The sequence below is a fragment of the Emergencia sp. 1XD21-10 genome, from assembly GCF_009936045.1.
Lineage (GTDB): Bacteria > Bacillota > Clostridia > Peptostreptococcales > Anaerovoracaceae > Senimuribacter > Senimuribacter intestinalis.
Genome location: NZ_QWEQ01000010.1, coordinates 56,334 through 76,831, shown reverse-complemented (window position 1 = coordinate 76,831; position 20,498 = coordinate 56,334). Strand labels below are relative to the sequence as shown.

Annotated in this window: 24 protein-coding genes; 1 reads left to right on the top strand and 23 read right to left on the bottom strand. The window is 41.3% G+C overall.

Going from position 1 to position 20,498, the window contains the following annotated elements; all coding sequences use genetic code 11:
* The 5 genes from D1151_RS07445 to D1151_RS07425 form a co-directional block, all read right to left on the bottom strand.
* Positions 1 to 1,956, bottom strand: a complete 1,956-nt coding sequence (locus D1151_RS07445) for a Dam family site-specific DNA-(adenine-N6)-methyltransferase (RefSeq protein ID WP_161908479.1) — start codon at positions 1,954 to 1,956, stop codon at positions 1 to 3.
* A gap of 85 nt (positions 1,957 to 2,041) precedes the next feature.
* Positions 2,042 to 3,049, bottom strand: coding sequence for a deoxyguanosinetriphosphate triphosphohydrolase (locus tag D1151_RS07440; RefSeq protein ID WP_160201393.1), 1,008 nt, complete (start codon positions 3,047 to 3,049; stop codon positions 2,042 to 2,044).
* 2 nt (positions 3,050 to 3,051) lie between these two features.
* A complete protein-coding gene (dut, locus tag D1151_RS07435) occupies positions 3,052 to 3,480 on the bottom strand; it encodes a dUTP diphosphatase (protein ID WP_160201392.1) in 429 nt (142 codons plus the stop codon).
* A 24-nt stretch (positions 3,481 to 3,504) separates the two neighbouring features.
* Positions 3,505 to 4,755 carry a pitrilysin family protein gene (locus D1151_RS07430; RefSeq protein WP_161908478.1) on the bottom strand — a complete coding sequence of 417 codons (1,251 nt, stop codon included), beginning with the start codon at positions 4,753 to 4,755 and terminating at the stop codon, positions 3,505 to 3,507.
* 4 nt (positions 4,756 to 4,759) lie between these two features.
* A complete protein-coding gene (locus tag D1151_RS07425) occupies positions 4,760 to 5,002 on the bottom strand; it encodes a hypothetical protein (RefSeq protein ID WP_160201390.1) in 243 nt (80 codons plus the stop codon).
* Between the two features lie 134 nt (positions 5,003 to 5,136).
* Between D1151_RS07425 and D1151_RS07420 the strand changes: the two genes are divergently transcribed.
* Entirely contained in the window at positions 5,137 to 6,210 is a 1,074-nt protein-coding gene (locus tag D1151_RS07420) for a hypothetical protein (protein ID WP_160201389.1), read from the top strand.
* Positions 6,211 to 6,281: 71 nt separating this feature from the next.
* On the opposite strand, the gene D1151_RS07415 is transcribed toward D1151_RS07420, so the two are convergent.
* The 18 genes from D1151_RS07415 to rpmA form a co-directional block, all read right to left on the bottom strand.
* A complete protein-coding gene (locus D1151_RS07415; RefSeq protein WP_160201388.1) occupies positions 6,282 to 6,815 on the bottom strand; it encodes a hypothetical protein in 534 nt (177 codons plus the stop codon).
* Positions 6,816 to 7,061: 246 nt separating this feature from the next.
* Entirely contained in the window at positions 7,062 to 7,415 is a 354-nt protein-coding gene (locus tag D1151_RS07410) for a helix-turn-helix domain-containing protein (protein ID WP_161908477.1), read from the bottom strand.
* A gap of 402 nt (positions 7,416 to 7,817) precedes the next feature.
* Complete coding sequence (locus tag D1151_RS07405) at positions 7,818 to 8,006, bottom strand: hypothetical protein (protein WP_160201386.1); 189 nt, start codon at positions 8,004 to 8,006, stop codon at positions 7,818 to 7,820.
* Positions 8,007 to 8,089: 83 nt separating this feature from the next.
* Entirely contained in the window at positions 8,090 to 9,169 is a 1,080-nt protein-coding gene (mnmA, locus tag D1151_RS07400; RefSeq protein ID WP_161908476.1) for a tRNA 2-thiouridine(34) synthase MnmA, read from the bottom strand.
* The gene (gene nifU / locus D1151_RS07395) at positions 9,147 to 9,593 is read right to left on the bottom strand and encodes a Fe-S cluster assembly scaffold protein NifU (RefSeq protein WP_160201384.1); all 447 of its coding nucleotides are present in this window, start codon (positions 9,591 to 9,593) and stop codon (positions 9,147 to 9,149) included. The genes mnmA and nifU overlap by 23 nt, the downstream gene beginning before the upstream one ends.
* 4 nt (positions 9,594 to 9,597) lie before the next feature.
* On the bottom strand, positions 9,598 to 10,767 hold the full coding sequence (nifS, locus tag D1151_RS07390) for a cysteine desulfurase NifS (RefSeq protein WP_161908475.1): 1,170 nt from the start codon (positions 10,765 to 10,767) through the stop codon (positions 9,598 to 9,600).
* 74 nt (positions 10,768 to 10,841) lie between these two features.
* Positions 10,842 to 11,285 carry a hypothetical protein gene (locus D1151_RS07385; protein WP_160201382.1) on the bottom strand — a complete coding sequence of 148 codons (444 nt, stop codon included), beginning with the start codon at positions 11,283 to 11,285 and terminating at the stop codon, positions 10,842 to 10,844.
* Positions 11,286 to 11,432: 147 nt separating this feature from the next.
* On the bottom strand, positions 11,433 to 11,612 hold the full coding sequence (locus D1151_RS07380) for a DUF896 domain-containing protein (RefSeq protein ID WP_201759535.1): 180 nt from the start codon (positions 11,610 to 11,612) through the stop codon (positions 11,433 to 11,435).
* Positions 11,613 to 11,671: 59 nt separating this feature from the next.
* Positions 11,672 to 12,478 (bottom strand): sporulation transcription factor Spo0A, encoded by an 807-nt coding sequence (spo0A, locus tag D1151_RS07375; protein WP_160201381.1) that lies wholly within the window; start codon positions 12,476 to 12,478, stop codon positions 11,672 to 11,674.
* 173 nt (positions 12,479 to 12,651) lie between these two features.
* Positions 12,652 to 13,680 carry a SpoIVB peptidase gene (gene spoIVB / locus D1151_RS07370; RefSeq protein WP_160201380.1) on the bottom strand — a complete coding sequence of 343 codons (1,029 nt, stop codon included), beginning with the start codon at positions 13,678 to 13,680 and terminating at the stop codon, positions 12,652 to 12,654.
* 4 nt (positions 13,681 to 13,684) lie between these two features.
* Positions 13,685 to 14,185, bottom strand: a complete 501-nt coding sequence (locus tag D1151_RS07365; RefSeq protein WP_161908474.1) for a hypothetical protein — start codon at positions 14,183 to 14,185, stop codon at positions 13,685 to 13,687.
* Between the two features lie 43 nt (positions 14,186 to 14,228).
* Entirely contained in the window at positions 14,229 to 14,921 is a 693-nt protein-coding gene (locus tag D1151_RS07360) for a helix-hairpin-helix domain-containing protein (RefSeq protein WP_160201378.1), read from the bottom strand.
* Positions 14,922 to 15,002: 81 nt separating this feature from the next.
* Complete coding sequence (locus D1151_RS07355) at positions 15,003 to 15,662, bottom strand: TIGR03936 family radical SAM-associated protein (protein WP_161908473.1); 660 nt, start codon at positions 15,660 to 15,662, stop codon at positions 15,003 to 15,005.
* Positions 15,655 to 17,499 carry a TIGR03960 family B12-binding radical SAM protein gene (locus D1151_RS07350; protein WP_161908472.1) on the bottom strand — a complete coding sequence of 615 codons (1,845 nt, stop codon included), beginning with the start codon at positions 17,497 to 17,499 and terminating at the stop codon, positions 15,655 to 15,657. Before D1151_RS07350 ends, D1151_RS07355 begins: the two co-directional genes overlap by 8 nt.
* A gap of 19 nt (positions 17,500 to 17,518) precedes the next feature.
* Positions 17,519 to 18,037, bottom strand: a complete 519-nt coding sequence (locus D1151_RS07345) for an HD domain-containing protein (RefSeq protein WP_161908470.1) — start codon at positions 18,035 to 18,037, stop codon at positions 17,519 to 17,521.
* Between the two features lie 30 nt (positions 18,038 to 18,067).
* Complete coding sequence (locus tag D1151_RS07340; protein WP_161908468.1) at positions 18,068 to 18,574, bottom strand: M23 family metallopeptidase; 507 nt, start codon at positions 18,572 to 18,574, stop codon at positions 18,068 to 18,070.
* Positions 18,575 to 18,625: 51 nt separating this feature from the next.
* On the bottom strand, positions 18,626 to 19,918 hold the full coding sequence (obgE, locus tag D1151_RS07335; protein ID WP_161908466.1) for a GTPase ObgE: 1,293 nt from the start codon (positions 19,916 to 19,918) through the stop codon (positions 18,626 to 18,628).
* Positions 19,919 to 20,234: 316 nt separating this feature from the next.
* Positions 20,235 to 20,495 (bottom strand): 50S ribosomal protein L27, encoded by a 261-nt coding sequence (rpmA, locus tag D1151_RS07330; protein WP_148491958.1) that lies wholly within the window; start codon positions 20,493 to 20,495, stop codon positions 20,235 to 20,237.
* Positions 20,496 to 20,498: the final 3 nt, after the last annotated feature.

The window sequence follows — 20,498 nt, the reverse complement described above, 5'->3', positions numbered from 1 at the left end:
TTAATAATTAATAATTAAAACTTCGTCGCTTTCTCCTCTCTTCGTATTATAGCTGGAATTTATATAGTTGTAATTTAAATGAATTACATGATATTTTTTACTCCATTCTAATAAACTTTTGTTAATTTGACCCTTATGAGATAACACATTAGAAAGAGCAAATTTAATATTTTTTTTATTCAGGTAATCTAATAAATTATACAAATCAGCCTCTTCTTCTTCTCCCCAGTCTTTAAATCCTCGATTTCCATCATTATAACTTCCCGTTGTTATTAAATAAGGTGGATCACAGTAGACAAAATCTTGCGGGCCAAGGGTTGTTAAGTCCAATTCCATAAAATCCTTACTAGAAAATATAATATCAATCTCTCTAATTCGATTCATAACTGAAATCAAATTATTCCTCATTCTTTCAGAAAACTGACTTCTATTTCTCCCAAAAGGATTATTGTATTCATGGCTATTATTGAATCTGAACTGGTAATTAAAAGAGTAACAGGTCAATGTGTACAAATCTATCGGATCCGGTGTTTTATTGTAATCCTTTCTAAATCTCAAAAAACCTTCCTCATTGGTTTTTGAAAGTGAATATTTTTGTATGTTTAAATCAATCTGTTTTAATACTTCTTCTGTGCTTCTGTTTTTAAATGTATTGAATAACTCAATAATTTTTGTATTTATATCATTACACAGAATTTTATCCGCTTCTGCATTAATCCCCACATTACCCCCGCCGGAAAACAAGTCAATGAAAAGATTGATATCTTTAGGAAACAAAGGCATAATCTGTGGCAATAGTTTGTATTTTCCACCGATATAATTCAACGGACTTTTAATAAATTTTTTGTTTTTATTGGAAGGTTTCATTCTGCTTTTGTAATTATAGGAGATTGTGTTCTCCGCAATAAGCATTGGTTTTTCTCGCTGCACATCTTTCCTTATATAAAAAAGATATTCATACAAAATTTTTTCTTCGTTATTTATTTTACTCTTATACTTTCTGTATTGTATATTGTATTTTTTATATGTTTCTGCAATGCCATACTTTTTCATTATTTCTTCTATCTCTGAAAAGCTCATGATGCCTTCGCTGCTGTAACTCAAAACAATATGCTCAAAGTCAGCCTTTTTCATAATATCTTCAAAAGCATTCGCCACATCTTTTTTTATACAGAAGGCAGATTTTTGCTTGTCGTAATTGCGCATCCCTGTTACGCCCTTTATCTTTGGCGCATCATATCTTGAAATCGTCTCTAACAAGTGATAATTTGGCGCATACTGCCTAGAATTATAAGGTGGATCCAAGTATAAAATATCTCCGCTTATCTCTAATATCAACTCACTTGCATCTCTATTATAGCATTTATTTCTATGACCGTTATTCTCAACATCCAGTCTTATCATTTCAAAATTTTTGTACGCCCGTTTATCCCAGTTCTTCAAATATGCCCCATATGTTCCTGTAATATTCGAAACAAAAGGTACACCTTCAATAAGACTTGCTAATAAATAAAAATACTCATCCTGATTCAATAAATTTTCGTTTTTCCATGCTTCTATAGTCGAGCGAATATAGTCTATTCGCATTGCATTTTGCACTGATACATACATGCGATGAGTTTCGCCATATGGGGAATAATTCCTCGTAATAAAATAGTTTTCTTCAACCTTATTACAAGTTGATTCCTCTAAAAATTTAAAAGGATCTTGAATGCCAATCTTCTTTAATTTTTTAAAATCAGGAATATGGTTGTTCTCTATTGTTGCCTTTTGCAACACATAGGAAAAATACATAAAATCATTAGAAATCACTTCATATTTATTTTTAAAATGCTTTGCTACAGATGCTGTTCCTGAAAACAAGTCACAAAAAATTTTCTCGTTTCCTGATGTATTTTCTTTGATTACATATTCAATGCTGTCTAACAATGCTACTTTGCTTCCAATATATCTCACGTTATTCCTCCATACATCCCGAAACATCCTAGTAAGATTATACTTTATCCCACAAGCAAAAGCAACACTAAAATTTAATCAGTTATTATTTCCACCCTCTCGGCACGAACAAATCAGCGTAAAGATTTAGTGCATACCGGTCGGTCATGCCAGCCACGTAATCTTTTACTACAACGTGGATATCATCACAGTCAAGAAGCTGTGCGTGATCCTCCGGAAGTTTTTCCGGATATTGCAGAAAATAATTGTAAAGAGAACTGATAACAACCTCTACTTTTGCCAAATCTTCTTCTTTCTTAACCCGCTGGCTTCTATAAACATTTTCAAACATAAAATTACGCAACAGATTAAGCTGCGCACCATGTTCCTCGTCCATGGAAACCTTGTCTCTACCGTCACTAAAGGACACCACGTTGGAAACCATGCAGTCAATCCTTTCTCTGTGACCCTTTCCAAACATGGCGATTGCATCCTTTGGCAAATCCTCCAAAGTGATGACTCCGCTTCGCACGGCATCGTCAATATCGTGATTTATGTAGGCAATCCTGTCACTGATCTTTACAATCTGCCCTTCTAAGGTCGCCGCTGGAAGACTTCCTGTGTGATTTAGTATGCCGTCTTTCACTTCAAAGGTCAAATTCATGCCTTTTCTGCTTGGGGTAGATTCCAGCACTTCCACCACGCGAAGGCTTTGCTCATTGTGTCTAAAACCACCTGGATGCACATCGTTGAGAACCATTTCTCCATTGTGCCCAAAAGGAGTATGACCAAGATCATGTCCCATAGCAATAGCTTCTGTTAAGTCCTCGTTGAGCCCCAGGCTTCTTGCGATAGTACGTGCAACCTGAGACACCTCTAAAGTGTGAGTCAAACGAGTTCTGTAATGGTCTCCCTCCGGCGAAAGAAACACCTGAGTCTTGTGCATTAGCCTGCGGAAAGACTTGGAATGGATAATTCTATCTCTGTCTCTCTGAAATTCCGTCCGGAATTTGCAAGGCTCTTCAAAAACATCCCGTCCTTTAGATTTGCCAGAGCGACTGGCTCCCGGTGCCAGCAATTCTTCTTTTTTCTCTAAATCTTCACGATGTAACATCTTTATACTCCTGTATGTCCAAAGCCGCCGGCACCCCTTTCAGTTTCTGAAAGTGTTTCTGCCGGAACAAGCTCCGCCTGTTCATATTTACAAATCACAACCTGGGCAATTCTAAGCCCGTCTGTTACTGTAAAGGCTTCCTGCCCCCAGTTAATCAGCGGTACCTTTATTTCGCCCCTGTAGTCGCTGTCGATGGTACCAATTCCATTGACAAGACCGATTCCATTCTTGATAGAAAGACCGCTCCTTGCCCGAACCTGCGCTTCATATCCAAGCGGAATTTCCATATAAATTCCCGTTGGAATCAGGCTCCTTTCTCCTGGCTGCAGAGTAATGGGCTCCTTCAAATGAGCAGCGATGTCAAATCCTGCAGAGCCTGCTGTCTCATACCTCGGAAGCCTTCCGCTTTCTGAAATCATTTTTATTTTCATTTGTAGTATTCCTTTCGCCGCAAATTATCTGCCCATAAATCCTTTCAGATTTACCTCGTCTCTGGTAACTGCTGCTGCAGAATAGGTTTCAAAGTCACAAATTAAGCTTTTCACGCTCTCAATATCGTCTATAGTAACCGCATTAAACCCCGCTATGACCTCTTCTCCAGTTAGAATTGGATTCCCCAAAAGCAGATTCTTACCATTTTTAAACATGTGACCCGCCACGTTTTCCTGACCAAAGATATAGGAAGCTTTCAGCTGTTCTCTGGAAGATTCCAGTTCCTCCTCTGTCACTCCATGAGCTGCAATCTCAGCAAGCTCCTCCCTGATTCCACCAATGGCTTCTTTGATTTTGTCATGGCTGACACCGGCATAAATATTAAAATAGCCATCGTTTTTGAAAGAGCCTGCCATAGAGTAAACTGAATAAGCAAGGCCTTTCTGCTCTCTGATATTCTGAAAGAGCCTGGAGCTCATGCTGCCACCCAGAATATTATTCAGGATAGAGAACGCATAGTATCTGCTGTCATTCAATGGCAATCCTTTTACGGCAAGACAAATATGGGACTGCTCGATGTCCTTGGTAATTACTTTGTACGCTGGTGTATAAACAGAAACAGTGCTTTCTTTTTCTGGTTTAGATTCTTTCAAACCAGTCAATTTGTCATCGAAGTAAGCGCATACATCATCCGGTTCAAAATTTCCAGCTACAGAAATTACAATATGGTCTCGCGTGTATTCACTGTTAAAATAATCTTTAATGACATCTCTTGAAATATTCTCCAACGAAGCCGGGGTTCCGATAATTGAATTTCCCAGGGCGGAACCTTTAAACACCATAGAAGTGATGGTATCATGAGCCAAATCATCGGGCGCATCCTGAGTCATTTTGATTTCCTCGCAGATGACTTGACATTCTCTATCCATTTCCGCCTTGTCAAAGAGCGAAGAAGACAGCATATCGACAATTACGTCAGCCGCCTGCTTATAATTGCTGTAAATCGCTTTTACATAATAGCAGGTTGCTTCTTTGCCTGTAAACGCATTAATCTGACCGCCGATTTTATCAATATCTGCAGCAATCTGTTTCGCTGTTCTGTTCTCAGTGCCTTTGAACATCATATGTTCGATAAAATGAGAAATACCCGCATATTTTGCTTCTTCGTCTACTGCACCTGCCTTTACCCAAATTCCAATGGCAACAGACTGCACATATGGAATCTGTTCCATCACTACTCTGACTTTAGAATTTAATTCTTTTGTAATTACCATCGTATTAACTCCTTTTCGACTGAATTAGTAATAGTACCAGTATAATAGCAATGCCAATCAAGGCAATATTTTCTACTGTTTTGCCAAAGGCCTGACCTAAAATACCGGTCACTAATATAATTAACGCAAATACCAGAAAGACGCCCAGATAAATCGCCAGATTAACTTTAAATCTGCCTGCCTCTTTTTGTTCTGTCCGCTCTTTGCTATCCCTTGGCTGTGTCTCTTTTTCCAAATTGTTATCCATTTATGTTCCTTTTCTTCCCCTTGCGCATATATTGCTATGTGCGTTTCACCATCATTTTTTTAATTGTAACACAAAACGCGACCAAATCATATACTTATCTAGAAAGATTATATAACCTACAAGGAGGTAATTTTATGAGTTGCTTTGGAACAAGAGTAACACCGGACCTCTATCAGAATTGTTGTAATGCCAATAATTTGTGTGAGTTCGACGGCGATATGAGCAGCGTTGTCACTGCTCCCATCTACGTGCAGCAGGTTTTCGACGCAGTAAAATTCAATCTGCAGGGAATGAAAACTTTTAATGAGCAGACTTTCCAGCCGTGTCTTCCACCCGGACACAGAATTAAACGTGTCATAGATATCAGGTGTAAGCGAGTTTTTATCCCAGATAATGTTGATGACCCAAGAAACCTTTCTCTGGATGTAGATACCGGCATTTCCGGCGCTACTTTCCTAAAAGACAGACAGGGCAATTTCCTGAATGTGGTTGGTGCAGATGGTACATATTCCGAGCGGATTATGTATGCGGAAAGCTCTGACTGTGATGAGCAGTGCATGGGCACTCCGGTATTCGGCACGCAATGCGTTGCTATTTCTGGTAATATTATTATCGAGCTGGATTTACTTCTTTGCGACAGCTGTAACAACGAAACCTGTTTCACTGTCTGCACTGAAGTATGCATTGCTTCACAAAACCAGCCTATGGTACTGACCAACTTCTTTGAAATTTGCATGCCATCTTCTATCGACACCGCTTTCCTGCCTCGCTTTACGGAGTTCTGCAATTCCGCCTGTGAAGCACGCCTTGCAACCAACAACTGCGGCAGAGATCTGAACGTGGACTGCAATGGACAGATTTCCGGAAATCTTATCGTTGCCATTTGTCTAACCTGTGAAAAGAAAATTGTCGTACCGGTACAGCTTTGCGTTCTTACCACCGGTTACGTCGATGCACCTCTGCAGCAAAATGCCATCTGCACAACTTTCCCAAGTCTGTTCCCTGGAACCATTTCTGGAAATAATGCAGGCAGCACGCAGCCACAGGCAGAGTCTTGTGATCCATGCTGTGACCCATGCGATTGCAAGCCGGCCTGCTGTGACCCATGCGAACCGTGTGAACCGTGCTGCGAACCATGCGAGCCGTGTCCGCCGCCATGTGACTGCAACCCTTGCGAACCGCCAAGAAGACCGCAGCCAAGACATTAATAATGACCTAAAGTACAAAAACACACGCAGTTTTCAAAGCTGCGTGTGTTTTTGCAATTATGTTTTACACGTTATTCAGAAAATGTAGTTCTTACTTCAATTTGAATTTTATATGGAACTACTGCTCCAATTGATTGTGCATATTTCCCGTAGCTATTTAATCCATTAATAGTAGCCGCTCTGAACCCTTTTACATTTGTCCACTTATCACAGTCAAAGTCATAAGTGTCCTTGAATTTGATTTTTAATGTCCATACACCTTTACTATTTTTCGTACCCGACGCCACATAGCTAACTTTATTAAAAGCTAAAGTTAAATCATGCGAACTATTTAAAGCTGTACTTCCGCTAGTCGTTCGAGCTGACAGTTTTTTACCTTTCACATAAGACTTGAATTCACTAATGATTTCTTTACAAGCGCTAGAGTTTTTAACTTGAGTAGAAATTGGGTCTGTCGATGTGATTGATACATCTACAGGATTATCCTGCAAAGAGTGTTCTAGGCATACACTCGCAGTAGTATAACCCAATAACGTTCTTGCATCTTCTGCTGCCATCGCTAGGCTAGCTCTTACTACAGCTTTTGTAATTGCTGCTTTTTGCATTTGTGTATCACTAATAATACCTTTTCATAAGACTGCTCGTTTTGAATCATAATGCAACAATTATTAAAATCAATGCATAGCATTCTATCGGAAATAAAGCCAGTATTCCCCCTAATATAAAATGCCATTTCCATTTGCAATCTCTTTTTTTGCGTTGTACACCAATACAGATGATTGCGATTCCGAGAAGTGATATAAGTAATGGTAAGCAAATAAAGAAGAATGTTCCCACACCATTTTCTAAATCTAATAAAAAAGTGTCACCAGTAAAAAAGCTGTAATTGCTATACCAATTAGCATGTTTCGCATGTGAATCTCACTTTGGTAAACAGCCAAATCAATAGTATTAGAAACAACTTCGTCTAGTTTATGTGTGGAAGTTATTTTCTCCAGTTTTTCACCATACATCAGCTCACTCAAACTTATATCCAATGCAGATGCCAAAGGTTCTAACGTTTTAATGTCAGGAAATCCTGCGCCTCGTTCCCACTTAGATACTGCTTTATCTGTCACACAAATTTTCTTTGCAAGCATTACCTGTGTCCACCCTTTTGCTTTTCTTCTCTCTGCAATAAACCTTCCGAATCTCTTTTCATCCATTTAAACCTCCTTTCTCACATTCATGCTGTTTAATTTAAATATAGTACAATTTCTGCAAAATGCAATCGACGAATCGTAGAGTTATTGAAATCTGTTGAAATTTCATTGTTAAAGAGATTTTATCATTCTTTTCCGCATAAATCAATTACATAAAACTAAAAATGGAAGTAACCGCTACAAGCAAATTAACCTTGACTCGAAAAGTGATCCGAGCCTTCATATTAATTTAAATTAAAATAATTGTCATGATAGATATTTTGATAATAATAAATACTCTGAAATCATGCGAAAAGATAAGGCAAAAAAGAAAAAGTGACGCAAGAATCTCTCTTTCTCTCACGTCACTTTCTGTTTCTTTAGAAATTCCCACCTACTTATCTAGGGACTTCCTTTCTTTCATCGTTAAAATGTGTCTTTAATTGTGCTTGCCATGCGGCTGACGTCTGTTTTTACATCACCCATGTCTTCCACAGTGCGTCGCATGTCCCTGGAAATCTTATCCTTGTCAGACGGAGACATCCACTTATATGCGCAAAATCCTGCAGCACCGGCAGCAGCAAGCATTGCTGCGTCTTTGACAAATTTGTTCATCTCTTTACACCCCTTTTCCTAGTTTTATAAACTTAGTATGGCATGGATGTAAAATGAATATGTGTAGCAGATTCTGCTGTTATTTAATACGGCTCAATAAATCCGCCGCCAACGACCCGGTCGCCGTCATAAAAGACGATGGACTGCCCCGGTGTCGCAGCTCTCTGTGGCTGTTCAAATGCGGTCACGACTCTGCCGTCACACGCTTTATGTAAAACAGCGGGAGCAGGTTTTGCCGCATAGCGAATTTTAGCTGTAATGCCTTGTTTTTCCAAAAGCCTTTCAGGGATTTCCCCGCAGCCTGTTTCTGTAAAAAAGTTTTCAGCGGAGACAACTTCTGTATGAAACAAATCCGCATTGTCGCCCAAAACTACTTGATTCTTTTCTTTGTCAATTTTTGTAACAAATACCGGTTTGCCCAGGGCGATGCCAAGACCTTTTCGCTGTCCAACAGTATACCTGTTGATTCCCTGATGTTCACCGAGAATCTTCCCTTCTGCATCCACAAAATGCCCTTTTGAGCAGGCAAAACCGCGCGCCTCCATAAAAGATACATAGTCTTCTTTTTCTTCGTCAATAAAGCAAATTTCCTGACTGTCAGCTGCTTGGGCATTAGGCATATCATTTTCTCTTGCCAACCTGCGAACGGTATCTTTATCCTTCATATCAGCGAGAGGCAAAATCAATCTCGACAGCACCTGCTGACCCAGCCTGTAAAGCATATAGGACTGGTCCTTTTTCTCACTGGAGCCTTTTTGAATATAGTAAATTCCTGACGTGTCGTCTTTAGTAACACCGACATAGTGACCAGTCGCGATATAGTAAGCGTTCTCCCTATCTGCAATTTCAAGAAGCTTTTTAAACTTGATTGCCGGATTGCAGACAACACAGGGATTCGGTGTTCTGCCACAGGCGTACTGACTGCAAAAATTATCTATGACTGATTTGGAGAATTCTTCAGATACATCCATAATATGAAGAGGAATTTCCATCTTTTCAGCCAGTTCTTCCGCCGCACGCTTTCCATCTGCATTATCTCCCATCACGTCAAAATAAAATCCAATCACCTCAAAGCCCTGATCCTTTAACAGCAAAGCGGCGGTCGTGCTGTCCACGCCGCCGGAAAGACCCAGTACAATTTTATTCTTCGATAATGTGGTCATGATCGTCCTCATCTGCATTCGGGTCAAAACCTTCTAAGCCCTTGTAGGTTTTACCGTTTTTCTCAGCATAGTCATAGATTGCTGACTTGATAGCATGATCCGCAAGAACAGAGCAATGTACCTTTACGGCAGGAAGACCGCCCAGTTCTTCGATAATCTGCTTATTGCTGATTTCAAGCGCCTCATCAATCGTTTTTCCGATTATCATGGAAGTTGCCATACTGGAAGAAGCGATAGCGCTGCCGCAACCAAACGTTTTGAATTTTGCGTCTGTGATTACATCGTTTTCTACTTTGATTTGAATCTGCATCATGTCGCCGCAAACAGGACTTCCGTAAGTGCCTGTTCCATCAGGATTTTCCAGTTCCCCTACGTTTCTCGGATTCATGAAATGATCCATGACTGTATCGTTATATAAGCCCATGTGATTACCAACCTTTCTCGCTGTTTACAGGAGACAGCGCTCTCAATTTTTCTACGATTTCGTTCAATGATTCTACTGTATAATCAATGTCTTCTTTTGTTGTAAAGTCTCCTACGGTAAAACGCACCGTACCGTGCACCATTTCTACCGGAACTCCCAGCGCAGTCAGCACATGAGACGGCTCCAGTGACTTGGAGGAACATGCTGAGCCGGTGGAAACGGAAACTCCCTTATAGTCCAGCAGAAGTAAAATGGACTCCCCTTCAATGTACTTGAAAGTAATATTGGCATTACCCGGGTGTCTCTGCTCCATAGTACCGTTGACAAAGGTATCAGGAATCTCCCTGGTAATTCTGTCTATGAGATAATCACGAAGCTGGCTGCAGTGCGCAATATGTTCTTCCATATTGATTTTTGCAAGCTCAGCCGCTTTTCCAAAGCCAACAATCCCTGCCAAATTTTCGGTTCCTGCACGTCTTCCCATTTCCTGAGCTCCGCCATGCATGTAATTGGAAATGCGCAGCCCTTTGCGAATGTAAAGTGCGCCAATTCCCTTCGGACCATAAATCTTATGCGCAGATACGCTGAGCATATCCACGCCCAAATCCTTTACGTCGATTGGCACATTGGCAAGCGCCTGCACTGCGTCGGTATGGAACAAAATCCCATGCTTCTTTGCGATTGCCGCCAGTTCTTTAATCGGCTCAATGGTTCCCACTTCGTTGTTTACCATCATAATGCTGATTAAAATGGTCTGGTCGGTAATAGCAGCCTCTAAGGTCTCTGGCTTTACAGTACCGTCAGGCTCTACCGCAAGGTATGTAACCTTATAGCCGTTCTTTTCTAAAAACTCGCAGGAATGGAGCATTGCGTGGTGCTCAATTCTGGTTGTAATAATGTGATTGCCTTTTTCTTTAAACTTATCCACTGTGCCAAATACTGCCCAGTTGTCAGCTTCACTGCCACAGCCAGTAAAATATATCTCTTTTGAATCAGCTCCGATTAATGCAGCAACCTGGCTTCTTGCCTTATCCACAGCTTCCTTAGATGTGAGCCCCATAGTATAAAGGCTGGAAGGATTTCCAAACTGCTCTGTAAAATATGGTATCATCTCTTGCAATACTTCTTCTTTTACCGGAGTTGTTGCTGAATAGTCTAAATATACTTGTCTCATAAAAGCTACTCCTTTCACTTTTTCGATTCTACTAATATATTATACCAAAAAATTTACAGATTCAAACGGTAATTTTAAATTATTTGCATTCCGGAAAGGCGAATTTTTTTCTTTTCTTTTTCCCCTGTAAACAGGTATTTGTGAGACTCCTTTCGCTTTCCCTGCTGACCGTACATGGTATAATCAATTTTCACTGTACATTTTACCATATTATACCTTGTTGTGCGAGAAGAAATTACACTCACATCATATTCTGTCACCTGCTCCATATCGGTCAGCTCATAATCTTTCATCAGAGCCGTATCTGTCTTCAGCAGATGCCCTTTCTCCACTTTCTCAAGGGCCGTCTCTGTCCTGTCGTAATCCCAACTGCCGTCATAATACTTGTTCAAAATTTCAATCCTCGACTGAATCTGGCTTTCCATGATTTTGTCATCGCTTTGCGGCTTTATAATGACTCCCGCCGTGAGAAAAATCAAAAGTAGCGCACAGATTTGAAATACGTATACCTTTTTCATAAATACCCCCTGTTGTTTAAGCTAAAGCGAACTGAAGCTTGTACTATCTATAGAGATATCTTACAACAAAAAGAGAGCAAAATTTGTAAAATCCTGCTCTCATTCTTTGTTTTTCTGTATAAAATTACGTGCCTGCTGCCTTTGCCGCTATTTTTCGTCGACAAACTCGATATTATCGAGCTGGGAACGCAGGTTAGCCTTAAAGGCTTCGATGTACTGCTTGCGCAAAAGCTGCTGTTCTTCTTTCTCTGCTTCTGTCAATCCTGCCTCGGTCTTTGATTTCCTCGCAAGCTCGTTAATTCTCTGAATCTGTGCTTCTGTAATCATAAACTGTCTCCTCCGTTCCTTTATCATAACATTTATGAAGAGGGACTGCAAGGAGTTTTCTAGCCAACTTTCCGTTCTAGTCTCAGCTTGTCTGCAATGATTGCGATGAACTCTGAATTGGTTGGCTTGCCTTTGTCATTCTTGACGGTGTAACCGAATAAGGCATCGATGGTCTCAATTCTTCCACGGTTCCACGCTACTTCGATAGCATGTCTGATAGCTCGCTCTACTCTACTAGGCGTAGTATCGTTCATTTTTGCAATGGTCGGATAAAGTTCTTTCGTCACAGCACTGAGTATGTCCATATCTTCCACAACGATAGTAATCGCATCGCGCAGATACTGATAACCCTTGATGTGCGCAGGCACACCGATTTCATGAATCAGATTAGTAATTTCAATTTCTAAGTCGTTTTCTTTTAGTATATCTTTATAAATCGTCGATTTTTTTAAATTCTGTTGTCCTGCAAAGTTGCGTTTGAGCACTGTGTCCTTATTCATAACCTGTCTGATTCGCTTTGAAAGAATATCCATGTTAATAGGTTTCACCAAATAGTATTCCGCACCAAGAGAAACAGCCCTTTGAATCATGATATCCTGTCCAATGGCTGATACCATAATGACTCTGGGATATTTTTTCAGTTCCACAGTATTCAGCGTTTCCAAAACACCGATTCCATCCAGATGCGGCATAATCAAATCTAAAATCAGCACATCTACTTCTTCCTTTTGAATCTGTTCAATGGCACCAAGACCGTCATGTGCAATAAAAATTACTTCCATGTCCATCTGGCGTGCGAAGTAGTCTTGCATTGCTTCACAAAATTCCTTGTTATCATCTACTAATCCTAACTTAATTTTTCCCATAATGTAATCCTTCCCGGGCATATGCCTCGTTCTTTCTTCTTTTCCACAAAAAGACCTGCGCACTGTCTCTTTGGTGAGGTTGCCCTGCCTATAAAATTTTACAACATATTTTGCGTTTGTGTGCATCAATTTTACCGCAATTTGTAGGGATTTTATCGGATATTCGACAGGTCTCATGATTTTTCGGTCTGTTCCACCATCCATTCTACGAAAATGCCGTAACCCTTCTTAGGGTTATTTACGAAAACATGGGTAACCGCACCGATTATTCGGTTATTTTGTATAATTGGACTTCCGCTCATGCCCTGGACAATTCCTCCACAGGTTTCCAATAATTTTTTATCAGTCACCTCAAATTCAAGACCTTTACTATCTGCTTTATTCTGGTTTTTCACCTTCGTAATTTCAATTTCAAACTGCTCTACCTTCGTTTCATCAATGGTTGTAAGAATGTACGCCTTACCCTCTTCGATTTCTTCCTGATACGCCATCACCATGGGATGATCCAAGTCAAAATCCTGGGGATCATCACCTTTCCCATAGATACCGAACTCAGTGTTTTTCATAATTTCTCCAAGCGGATTTTGAAAATCATAGATTACACCGCCAATTTCCCCCGGCACACCTTTTTCTCCTGCCTTAATCTGACTGACCCTAGTGTGCAAAAGACTTCCCGTTCTGGTTTCCAGCAGCATACCAGTCTCGGCTTCATAAATTCCGTGACCCAGCGCTGCAAAGCTGCCTGTCTTTGGATCATAAAAGCTAAGTGTTCCAATGCCTGCAATTTTTTCTTTAATCCAAAGTCCCAGCTTGTATTCTCTGCTTGCCTTGTCATAATAGGGAGTTACCGAGAAGTCCATAGATTTATTATTTCTAATGACCGTCAGTTGCACAGCTTTTCCGCTTCCTGATACAACTCTGTTAACATCATCAGGTCCATCCACTTTCTGCCCGTTCACTGCAACAATCATGTCACCAACCTCGGGACCTATCTTTTTCTCAACACCTACAATGAGCGCCCCTTTTACATCCATCTGAATCCCTACAGACTGTCCACCAGGAATCAGCACTCGCTCGCTAACCACGCTATGCCCCCCTGTCAGTACAGAAAGCTGCTGAGGAAAAAGAACTCCCGTACAAAGAACAACAGCGGTTATACCGATAAACAACCAGATACACTTTTTCAATTTTTCATTTAACATACCATCAACTCTCATAATCCATCATTAATCGATTCAAATCATCTCTGTTTTCGACCTTAATGCCTTCCTTGAACCGGTTCTGATCCTGAGTCGACAAAGTTTCATATACAATAGTCGTATCCTCCAGTTCAATCAGGTGTCCCGTCTCATCAGAGAAAAAAATCTTTATAACATCTTTATCGTATTTAATCAAATAATATGACTGATAAAACTGACTTGGTGTATCTTTTTCATGATTCTGCGGTTCATCTTCGCCCTCGCCTGCTACATCATCATTGTCATCATTGTTATCCTTCTCATCATCTAACGTCGGCGCTGAATCTCCCGGATCTGCCGCTTTAGCGACATCTTCACCTACTCTGCTTTCAAGGTTCGCTTTCAGCGCTTCTTCTTCACTTTCCTTTCCTGTCAGCGCTGCAATGAGCACCACCACAGCGAAAATCGCAACGATAAGCACAGCGCATGCATAAATCCATGTATGGTTTTTCTTTTTCTGGCTAAACATTTCATCACCTCTTAGCGGATATTATTGCCAGAGAAAGAAAAGCTTATACAGTAATTTTATCTTTCATCTTTTGAAATGTCTTATTTCCAATGCCGCTGACCATTTTTATGTCTTCAATTTGAGAAAATTTACCGTTTTCTTCCCGGTAAGCGATGATTTTCTCCGCCGTAGCAGGGCCAACACCCGGAATTTCCTGCAAAACACTGCTGTCTGCTAAGTTGATGTTGATTCGTCCCTGACTATCCTTTCCGAGGGCTGCTGGCTCTCCTGTGCCGCCTATATTTCCGCTACTCCCAAAAGCTGCAGTGCCGTTGTTATCCTCAAACGATGGAATAACGACCTTCTGTCCGTCAACTACCACCTCTGCCTGATTAATCTGCTCAGTAAAAGCCTCATCCGTCAAACCACCTGCAACTTTAATCACTTCAAAGAGTCGAGTCCCCTCGACTACTGCATAAACACCCGGATTTCTGACTTCACCACCGATATCTACATAAATCTTTGCGCTTTCTGCAGACTCTGCCTGATTTTCGCCTTTATCCATTTCACCGCCTGATGCGCCGTCCTCTTCTACTGTCAGTCCGTTATCTTCAGTGAATTGTTCGGAAAATTCGTCCTTTTCCCCATACTGTCCAAAAACTAAAACAGCAATGATTACAATCGCAATCATTGCCGTTATCTGAAATATTTTTTTGTGTTCCTTAAATATTCGCAAGTAAAGTTTTAGTTGTTCCATCTTGCTTCCCCTTTCCTATTTTCTTCTATCATACCCGAAGAAAAATGGAAAGTCAAGGAAATTATTCTATTTTATTCCAAATCATCCAAAGAAAATCTCTTTCCGTTCTACCTCGATCTCATAGCGAGGCACATCAAGCCTAGCAAATTCCACAAAGGAAGAGATGACTTGTTCCGGACTTAAATTGGATGTGCTACCGCAGTCAAGAATCATAGACAGCGCCAAATTTTCTCCATCTGCCAGCTCAATAGAGCGAATTTTAGAGCGAATATCCACCGTCACCATTTTCTTAGTTTTCTTCTGCCTTTTTTCAGCAAAGATTTTTTCCTGAGCTAAGTATGACGTCAAAAGTTTTTCGTGCTTCGCTTTATCACAAGCTACGGGAAACTGAACCAGATATTCTGCTGCTTCTGTTGCTGCAGCCAAAGACTTTGCATTTGAGCGGTCGTAGTCACAGGAAAAAATTTCTACACCCTCCGGCATGACCTTACGCAACTTTTCAGCTATTTCCTGTGGTTCATAGTTCACCGTCGTCTCAAACTCCAAAAGCTCGCAGCGACTGGTATAGCCTAAAGAAAGGGGCTGTGCAAAGCCCATCTTCGGGTGCGGGTTAAACCCCTGAGAGTATGCCATAGCTATGCCGCACTTTTTAAATGTGCGTTTAAAAAGTCGCAGCATGTCCAAATGCGAAGTATACTTTATGTAGCCTTCTTTTGAAAACTGAATCACATATTTACGCATAAATACCTCCCCATTTGCACTCTACTCTGCTGTTAATACCACAGCCTGCGCAGCCGTATCTGCAGTCCTTCGTTGTGGTTTCCTTTTCAGCTTTTTCGGCCTCAGAAATCAGGAATTTCTTGGAAACTGCAGCATCTACGATATCCCATGGCAAGATTTCATCAAACCGGCGGGCTCTCGTGGTATAAAAATCCATATCAGTGCCGCTTTTTTCAACCGCACGGTTCCATTTTTCTAAACTGAAATGTTCAGACCAGCCATCCAGACGGCAGCCTTCGTTATGGGCAGCAAGGAGTAATTTTCCTAGCTTTCTATCGCCTCTGGCAAAAACCGCCTCAAAAGTGCTGACAGCGTCATCGTGATAGTTAAAAGTAACGCCCTTGATTTTCAGCTTTCCGCTCAGATAATTATGTTTGCGGGTAAATTCTTCCGTCGTATTCTGTGGTGCCCACTGGAACGGAGTATGCGCCTTTGGCACAAAGTTAGAAACGCTGACCGTTACTGTAAAACGACCGCCCTTACCTGAGTCGCGGTGAAGCTGTACGACCTTTCTGGCAATCTCTGCGATGCCGTCCAAATCTTCGTCAGTTTCCGTCGGCAGTCCAATCATAAAATACAGCTTGATGTGCTTCCAACCCAGCTCAATAGCCTGCTCCACAGCGCTGTAAATATCTTCTTCGGTAATACCTTTGTTGATGACGTCACGAAGTCTCTGCGTACCGGCTTCCGGCGCAAAGGTCAATCCCGACTTCTTATACCCTTGAATCTCCTCGAGCACCTGAAAAGAAAAGCTATCCAGTCTCAGAGAAGGCAGAGACAGTGAAACGTTCTGTTCCTTACATTTTCTCATCAGTTCGATGGCAAGAGGTTCAAAAGCCGAATAATCACTGGTAGACAAAGATAAAAGAGAAAGCTCCTCATGTCCGCTGTTTGTTAGCTGTTTCATAGCAAGGTCCATAATCTTGTCTTTGGAACGCTCACGCACTGGTCTGTAAATCATGCCTGCCTGACAAAATCTGCAGCCGCGGGTACAGCCCCGAAAGGTTTCTACTACACTTCTGTCATGCACCGTTTCCATCAGCGGCACCATCGGATTCGTTGGAAAATCAACATCTTCAATATCAGGTAAAATACAGCGCTGCACCTTGTCCGGTGCGCCCTCAAAGTTTTTCTCGTAGGAGTTCACCGTGCCGTCTTCGTTGTAGATTGCTTTGTAAAAAGACGGAATATAAACGCCTGTATCTCCTGCAATTTCCTTTAAAAACGATGTTTTGTCCATGCCCGATTCTTTTGCTCTGCCATACTTTTTCAAAAGTAGCGGCAAACTTTTTTCACCGTCACCAATTAAGAAAATATCTACAAAATCAGCCAGCGGTTCCGGGTTATACGCACAAGGGCCGCCTGCAATAATAAGCGGATCTTCCTCGGTGCGCTCCGCTGCTAAAAGCGGAATATTCCCAAGCTCCAGCATGTTAAGAATGGTTGTAAAGGACATCTCATACTGCAGAGTGAAGCCCAGAAAATCCATCTCTCTTACTGGCGTCTTGTTCTCCAGCGTAAAGAGAGGCACGTCCATCTCCCGCATGAGCGCTTCCATGTCCGGTGCTGGCGCAAAAACTCGCTCGCACGCCAGTTCATCGTCTTTATTTATAATATTGTAAAGAATCGATAGTCCCATATAGGACATGCCGATTTCATATAAATCCGGAAATGCAAAGGCAAGGCGCGCCTTTACGCTGTCCGGCTTCTTTCGAATCATATTAATTTCGTTGCCGATATATCTGGCAGGCTTTTCCACCTGTTTCAGCAGATGGTTCAAAGTTTCAGTCAAGTTCATTTTCTGCGGTTCCTTTCACTTACTCAAACAGGCTGTCGATACTCTGTCCAATCAAAGCCTCGATTTGTTTCATCAACTGTCTGGTCTGTTCTTTTTTCTTTAAAATTCTGTCGTGCACTGCCGGTTCGTCCGGCGCTTTATGCAGGATATAATCGATTCGCTCATCAAGACCCACATACTGATCTTCCTTGACAAGGCGGTCGCCAAGGCAGACTAAATCCGTTTCGTCAATTTCTTTAAAGTCGTGAAAATCGTAAGTCATATGGACGCGAACGATATTTGCTTCTGCATGATAGCCAAGACCATCCAAAATATCTGCGCCAATTTCCCAATGCTTATCGCTGGTTCTTGCCACGTCGTGGGCAAGTCCAGCCCCTTCTATTAAATCTAAATCAAGCTGGGCGCCGTGAAGATTCATCTGTTTTCCGATTTCTCGCGCCACCCTGCTGACAGCCTTACAATGTCTGATTACATGGGGAGGCGTTTTATATTTCGCATACAGCGCCTCACATTCTTTCTCTGTAATTCGTTTTGTCATAATTATACCAGCCTTTCAGCTATTAGTATATCACAGATTTTCCGAGAGTTCATAATAAAATTCTTTTTCATTTTGCGTATTATAGCTTCCAATAATTTCCCCTCTCTGAACGCGCTCTGATTCTACCACGCTGATTTCTTCTAAATTGCCGTAAATAGAAGTTCCGCCCTCGTGACGAATTTCTACGTAAAGCCCTTTCTCTTTATCCTTTCCTGAAGCAGTCACAACGCCGCCTGCTACTGCATGAACCTGCTTTATCTGCTCGTCAGATTTTTCGTCAATGGGCACGCCGTATTTAGACGTCTCGTTAATCTTCGCAACGGCTGAAACTACCTTGTCCGGTGCACTGGAAAGTGCTGTAGATACCGATACTGCAGCGCTTTTGACATCTTCCATGGACATCTGATACATCACCATAGCTTTTGCTTTTTCATAATACTTAGCAAACGTCTCGTTCTTTATTTCTCCGCCATAAGAAGCTGCCGTCAAAATCAAAAGACAAGCTGTCACCTGGCAGTAGAGTTTCTTCTTGTTCATAAAATCACCTCTATATAAAGTATTATATAGAGGTGAAGAATATAACTCGTTTTAGTATTCGTCCCAATACTCAAACTCATAGTCGAAGAGCCGAATGGTATCGCCTTCGCTCAGGCCCATTTCCAAAAGCTTTTCAATGGCACCATTCTTTTCAATATATTTATAGAGATATCGAAGAGAACCCATATCATTAAAGTTTGTGGAATCAAAAATTTTCTGAAGCTGTTTTCCGGTAAGCACGTAAACATTACCCTCTTTCGAAGCATAAATTTCTTTGAAGTTCGGGTCTTTATCATCGGTTTCAAAGTCGAAATATTCGTATTCGTCCTCGTCCTGCGAATTAAGTGCCGCCTTTTTCAGTTCTTCCAGGGCTGCCGACATGAGTTCATGAACACCCACGTTAATCGGCGCACAAATTGGGAATACCCTGTATCCCTTTTCCTCCACATACTCTTTAAACTCAATGTATGCAGGATCGTCTTCGCTGGTCATATCCATCTTATTTGCTGCTACCAGCATTGGCTTGTTCGCCACCTTTTCGCTGTACTTAAGCAGCTCGTTGTTGATTTTATCAAAGTCCTCGATAGGATTTCTTCCTTCGCTGCCAGACGCGTCTACCACATGAATCAAAACCTTGGTTCTTTCAATGTGTTTTAGGAATTTCAGCCCCAAACCCAGTCCCTGATGTGCACCTTCAATAATGCCGGCAATATCCGCCATAACAAAGCTGGTGTCAAAGATTTCTACTACACCCAGGTTCGGTGCAATGGTGGTAAAATGATAGTTTTCAATCTTCGGCTGTGCACTGGTTGCCGTCGCCAGAAGACTTGATTTTCCAACATTCGGAAAACCTACAAGACCCACATCAGCAATCATCTTCATTTCAAGAATAACGCTTCTTTCCTTAGCAAAACCGCCCGCTTCCGCAAAATTCGGCGCCTGACGTACTGAATTCTTGAAATGGGTGTTTCCTTTTCCGCCTTTTCCGCCTTTTGCCGCTACAAAATTTTCGCCGTCTTCCACCAAATCCTTCATCACAAGACCGGTTTCCTCGTCAATAATCACAGTACCTATTGGCACTTTAATAATCAGGTTTTCCCCGTTTTTTCCGTACCGCTTTTTCTTCATACCGTCCTGACCATTTTCTGCCTCGTATTTTCTCTTGTAGCGAAAATCCATTAGCGTTCTTAAGTTTCTATCCGCCTGAAAGATTACATCGCCGCCCTTGCCGCCGTCTCCACCGTCAGGACCGCCTTCCGGTACAAAGGGCTCTCTACGAAAGGATACGCATCCGTTGCCACCTTTCCCTGATTTTATGAATATTTTGGCTCTATCTACAAACATGTCAAAGCCTCCTTTACTGTTTTCTCTTTCGTTCAAAATTCGTCTGCTTAGTGTATCATATATTGCTAAATTGGACAAATTTCTGAGAATCTGTCAATTCTGTCACAGTTTTATTAGAAAAACGTTGACAAAATTGACAAAAAATAAATCTTTGTCCACTTTAGCAATATCCCCTGTTTCTTAGTTTTTGATGTAAGAAAGAATATAGGAGTAGTGTAGGAATACTGTATGAATGACATACTTTTTCTCTTCCTAACTACTCCTATCCGTTCTTAAAATCGTTGAAATTCCACGATTCTTAAATCTTACTTAAAAATTAAGCTTCTTTTGGATAAACACTAACCTGTTTTCTAGTCTTGTCTTTTCTTTCGAACTTAACAGTACCTTCAATCTTAGCAAACAATGTATCATCTCCGCCGATGCCTACATTATTACCAGGATGGAATTTAGTACCTCTCTGTCTAACCAAAATGCTGCCAGCGCTAACGAACTGACCGTCACCTCTCTTAACGCCTAAACGTTTCGACTCGGAATCACGACCGTTCTTAGAGCTACCTACTCCTTTTTTACTTGCCATAGT

Bases quoted from the DNA above. Each gene is read 5' to 3' on its own strand.
- D1151_RS07440 (WP_160201393.1), bottom strand. From the start codon at position 3,049: ATGTTACATCGTGAAGATTTAGAGAAAAAAGAAGAATTGCTGGCACCG.
- D1151_RS07430 (WP_161908478.1), bottom strand. From the start codon at position 4,755: ATGGTAATTACAAAAGAATTAAATTCTAAAGTCAGAGTAGTGATGGAA.
- rpmA (WP_148491958.1), bottom strand. From the start codon at position 20,495: ATGGCAAGTAAAAAAGGAGTAGGTAGCTCTAAGAACGGTCGTGATTCC.
- D1151_RS07385 (WP_160201382.1), bottom strand. From the start codon at position 11,285: ATGAAAAAGGTATACGTATTTCAAATCTGTGCGCTACTTTTGATTTTT.
- D1151_RS07415 (WP_160201388.1), bottom strand. From the start codon at position 6,815: ATGCAAAAAGCAGCAATTACAAAAGCTGTAGTAAGAGCTAGCCTAGCG.
- D1151_RS07410 (WP_161908477.1), bottom strand. From the start codon at position 7,415: ATGGATGAAAAGAGATTCGGAAGGTTTATTGCAGAGAGAAGAAAAGCA.
- spo0A (WP_160201381.1), bottom strand. From the start codon at position 12,478: ATGGGAAAAATTAAGTTAGGATTAGTAGATGATAACAAGGAATTTTGT.
- nifU (WP_160201384.1), bottom strand. From the start codon at position 9,593: ATGGGCTTATATAACGATACAGTCATGGATCATTTCATGAATCCGAGA.
- D1151_RS07350 (WP_161908472.1), bottom strand. From the start codon at position 17,499: ATGAACTTGACTGAAACTTTGAACCATCTGCTGAAACAGGTGGAAAAG.
- D1151_RS07355 (WP_161908473.1), bottom strand. From the start codon at position 15,662: ATGCGTAAATATGTGATTCAGTTTTCAAAAGAAGGCTACATAAAGTAT.
- mnmA (WP_161908476.1), bottom strand. From the start codon at position 9,169: ATGACCACATTATCGAAGAATAAAATTGTACTGGGTCTTTCCGGCGGC.
- D1151_RS07365 (WP_161908474.1), bottom strand. From the start codon at position 14,185: ATGTTTAGCCAGAAAAAGAAAAACCATACATGGATTTATGCATGCGCT.
- D1151_RS07360 (WP_160201378.1), bottom strand. From the start codon at position 14,921: ATGGAACAACTAAAACTTTACTTGCGAATATTTAAGGAACACAAAAAA.
- dut (WP_160201392.1), bottom strand. From the start codon at position 3,480: ATGAAAATAAAAATGATTTCAGAAAGCGGAAGGCTTCCGAGGTATGAG.
- D1151_RS07345 (WP_161908470.1), bottom strand. From the start codon at position 18,037: ATGACAAAACGAATTACAGAGAAAGAATGTGAGGCGCTGTATGCGAAA.
- D1151_RS07380 (WP_201759535.1), bottom strand. From the start codon at position 11,612: ATGATTACAGAAGCACAGATTCAGAGAATTAACGAGCTTGCGAGGAAA.
- D1151_RS07420 (WP_160201389.1), top strand. From the start codon at position 5,137: ATGAGTTGCTTTGGAACAAGAGTAACACCGGACCTCTATCAGAATTGT.
- nifS (WP_161908475.1), bottom strand. From the start codon at position 10,767: ATGAGACAAGTATATTTAGACTATTCAGCAACAACTCCGGTAAAAGAA.
- D1151_RS07405 (WP_160201386.1), bottom strand. From the start codon at position 8,006: ATGAACAAATTTGTCAAAGACGCAGCAATGCTTGCTGCTGCCGGTGCT.
- D1151_RS07340 (WP_161908468.1), bottom strand. From the start codon at position 18,574: ATGAACAAGAAGAAACTCTACTGCCAGGTGACAGCTTGTCTTTTGATT.
- D1151_RS07425 (WP_160201390.1), bottom strand. From the start codon at position 5,002: ATGGATAACAATTTGGAAAAAGAGACACAGCCAAGGGATAGCAAAGAG.
- spoIVB (WP_160201380.1), bottom strand. From the start codon at position 13,680: ATGTTAAATGAAAAATTGAAAAAGTGTATCTGGTTGTTTATCGGTATA.
- obgE (WP_161908466.1), bottom strand. From the start codon at position 19,918: ATGTTTGTAGATAGAGCCAAAATATTCATAAAATCAGGGAAAGGTGGC.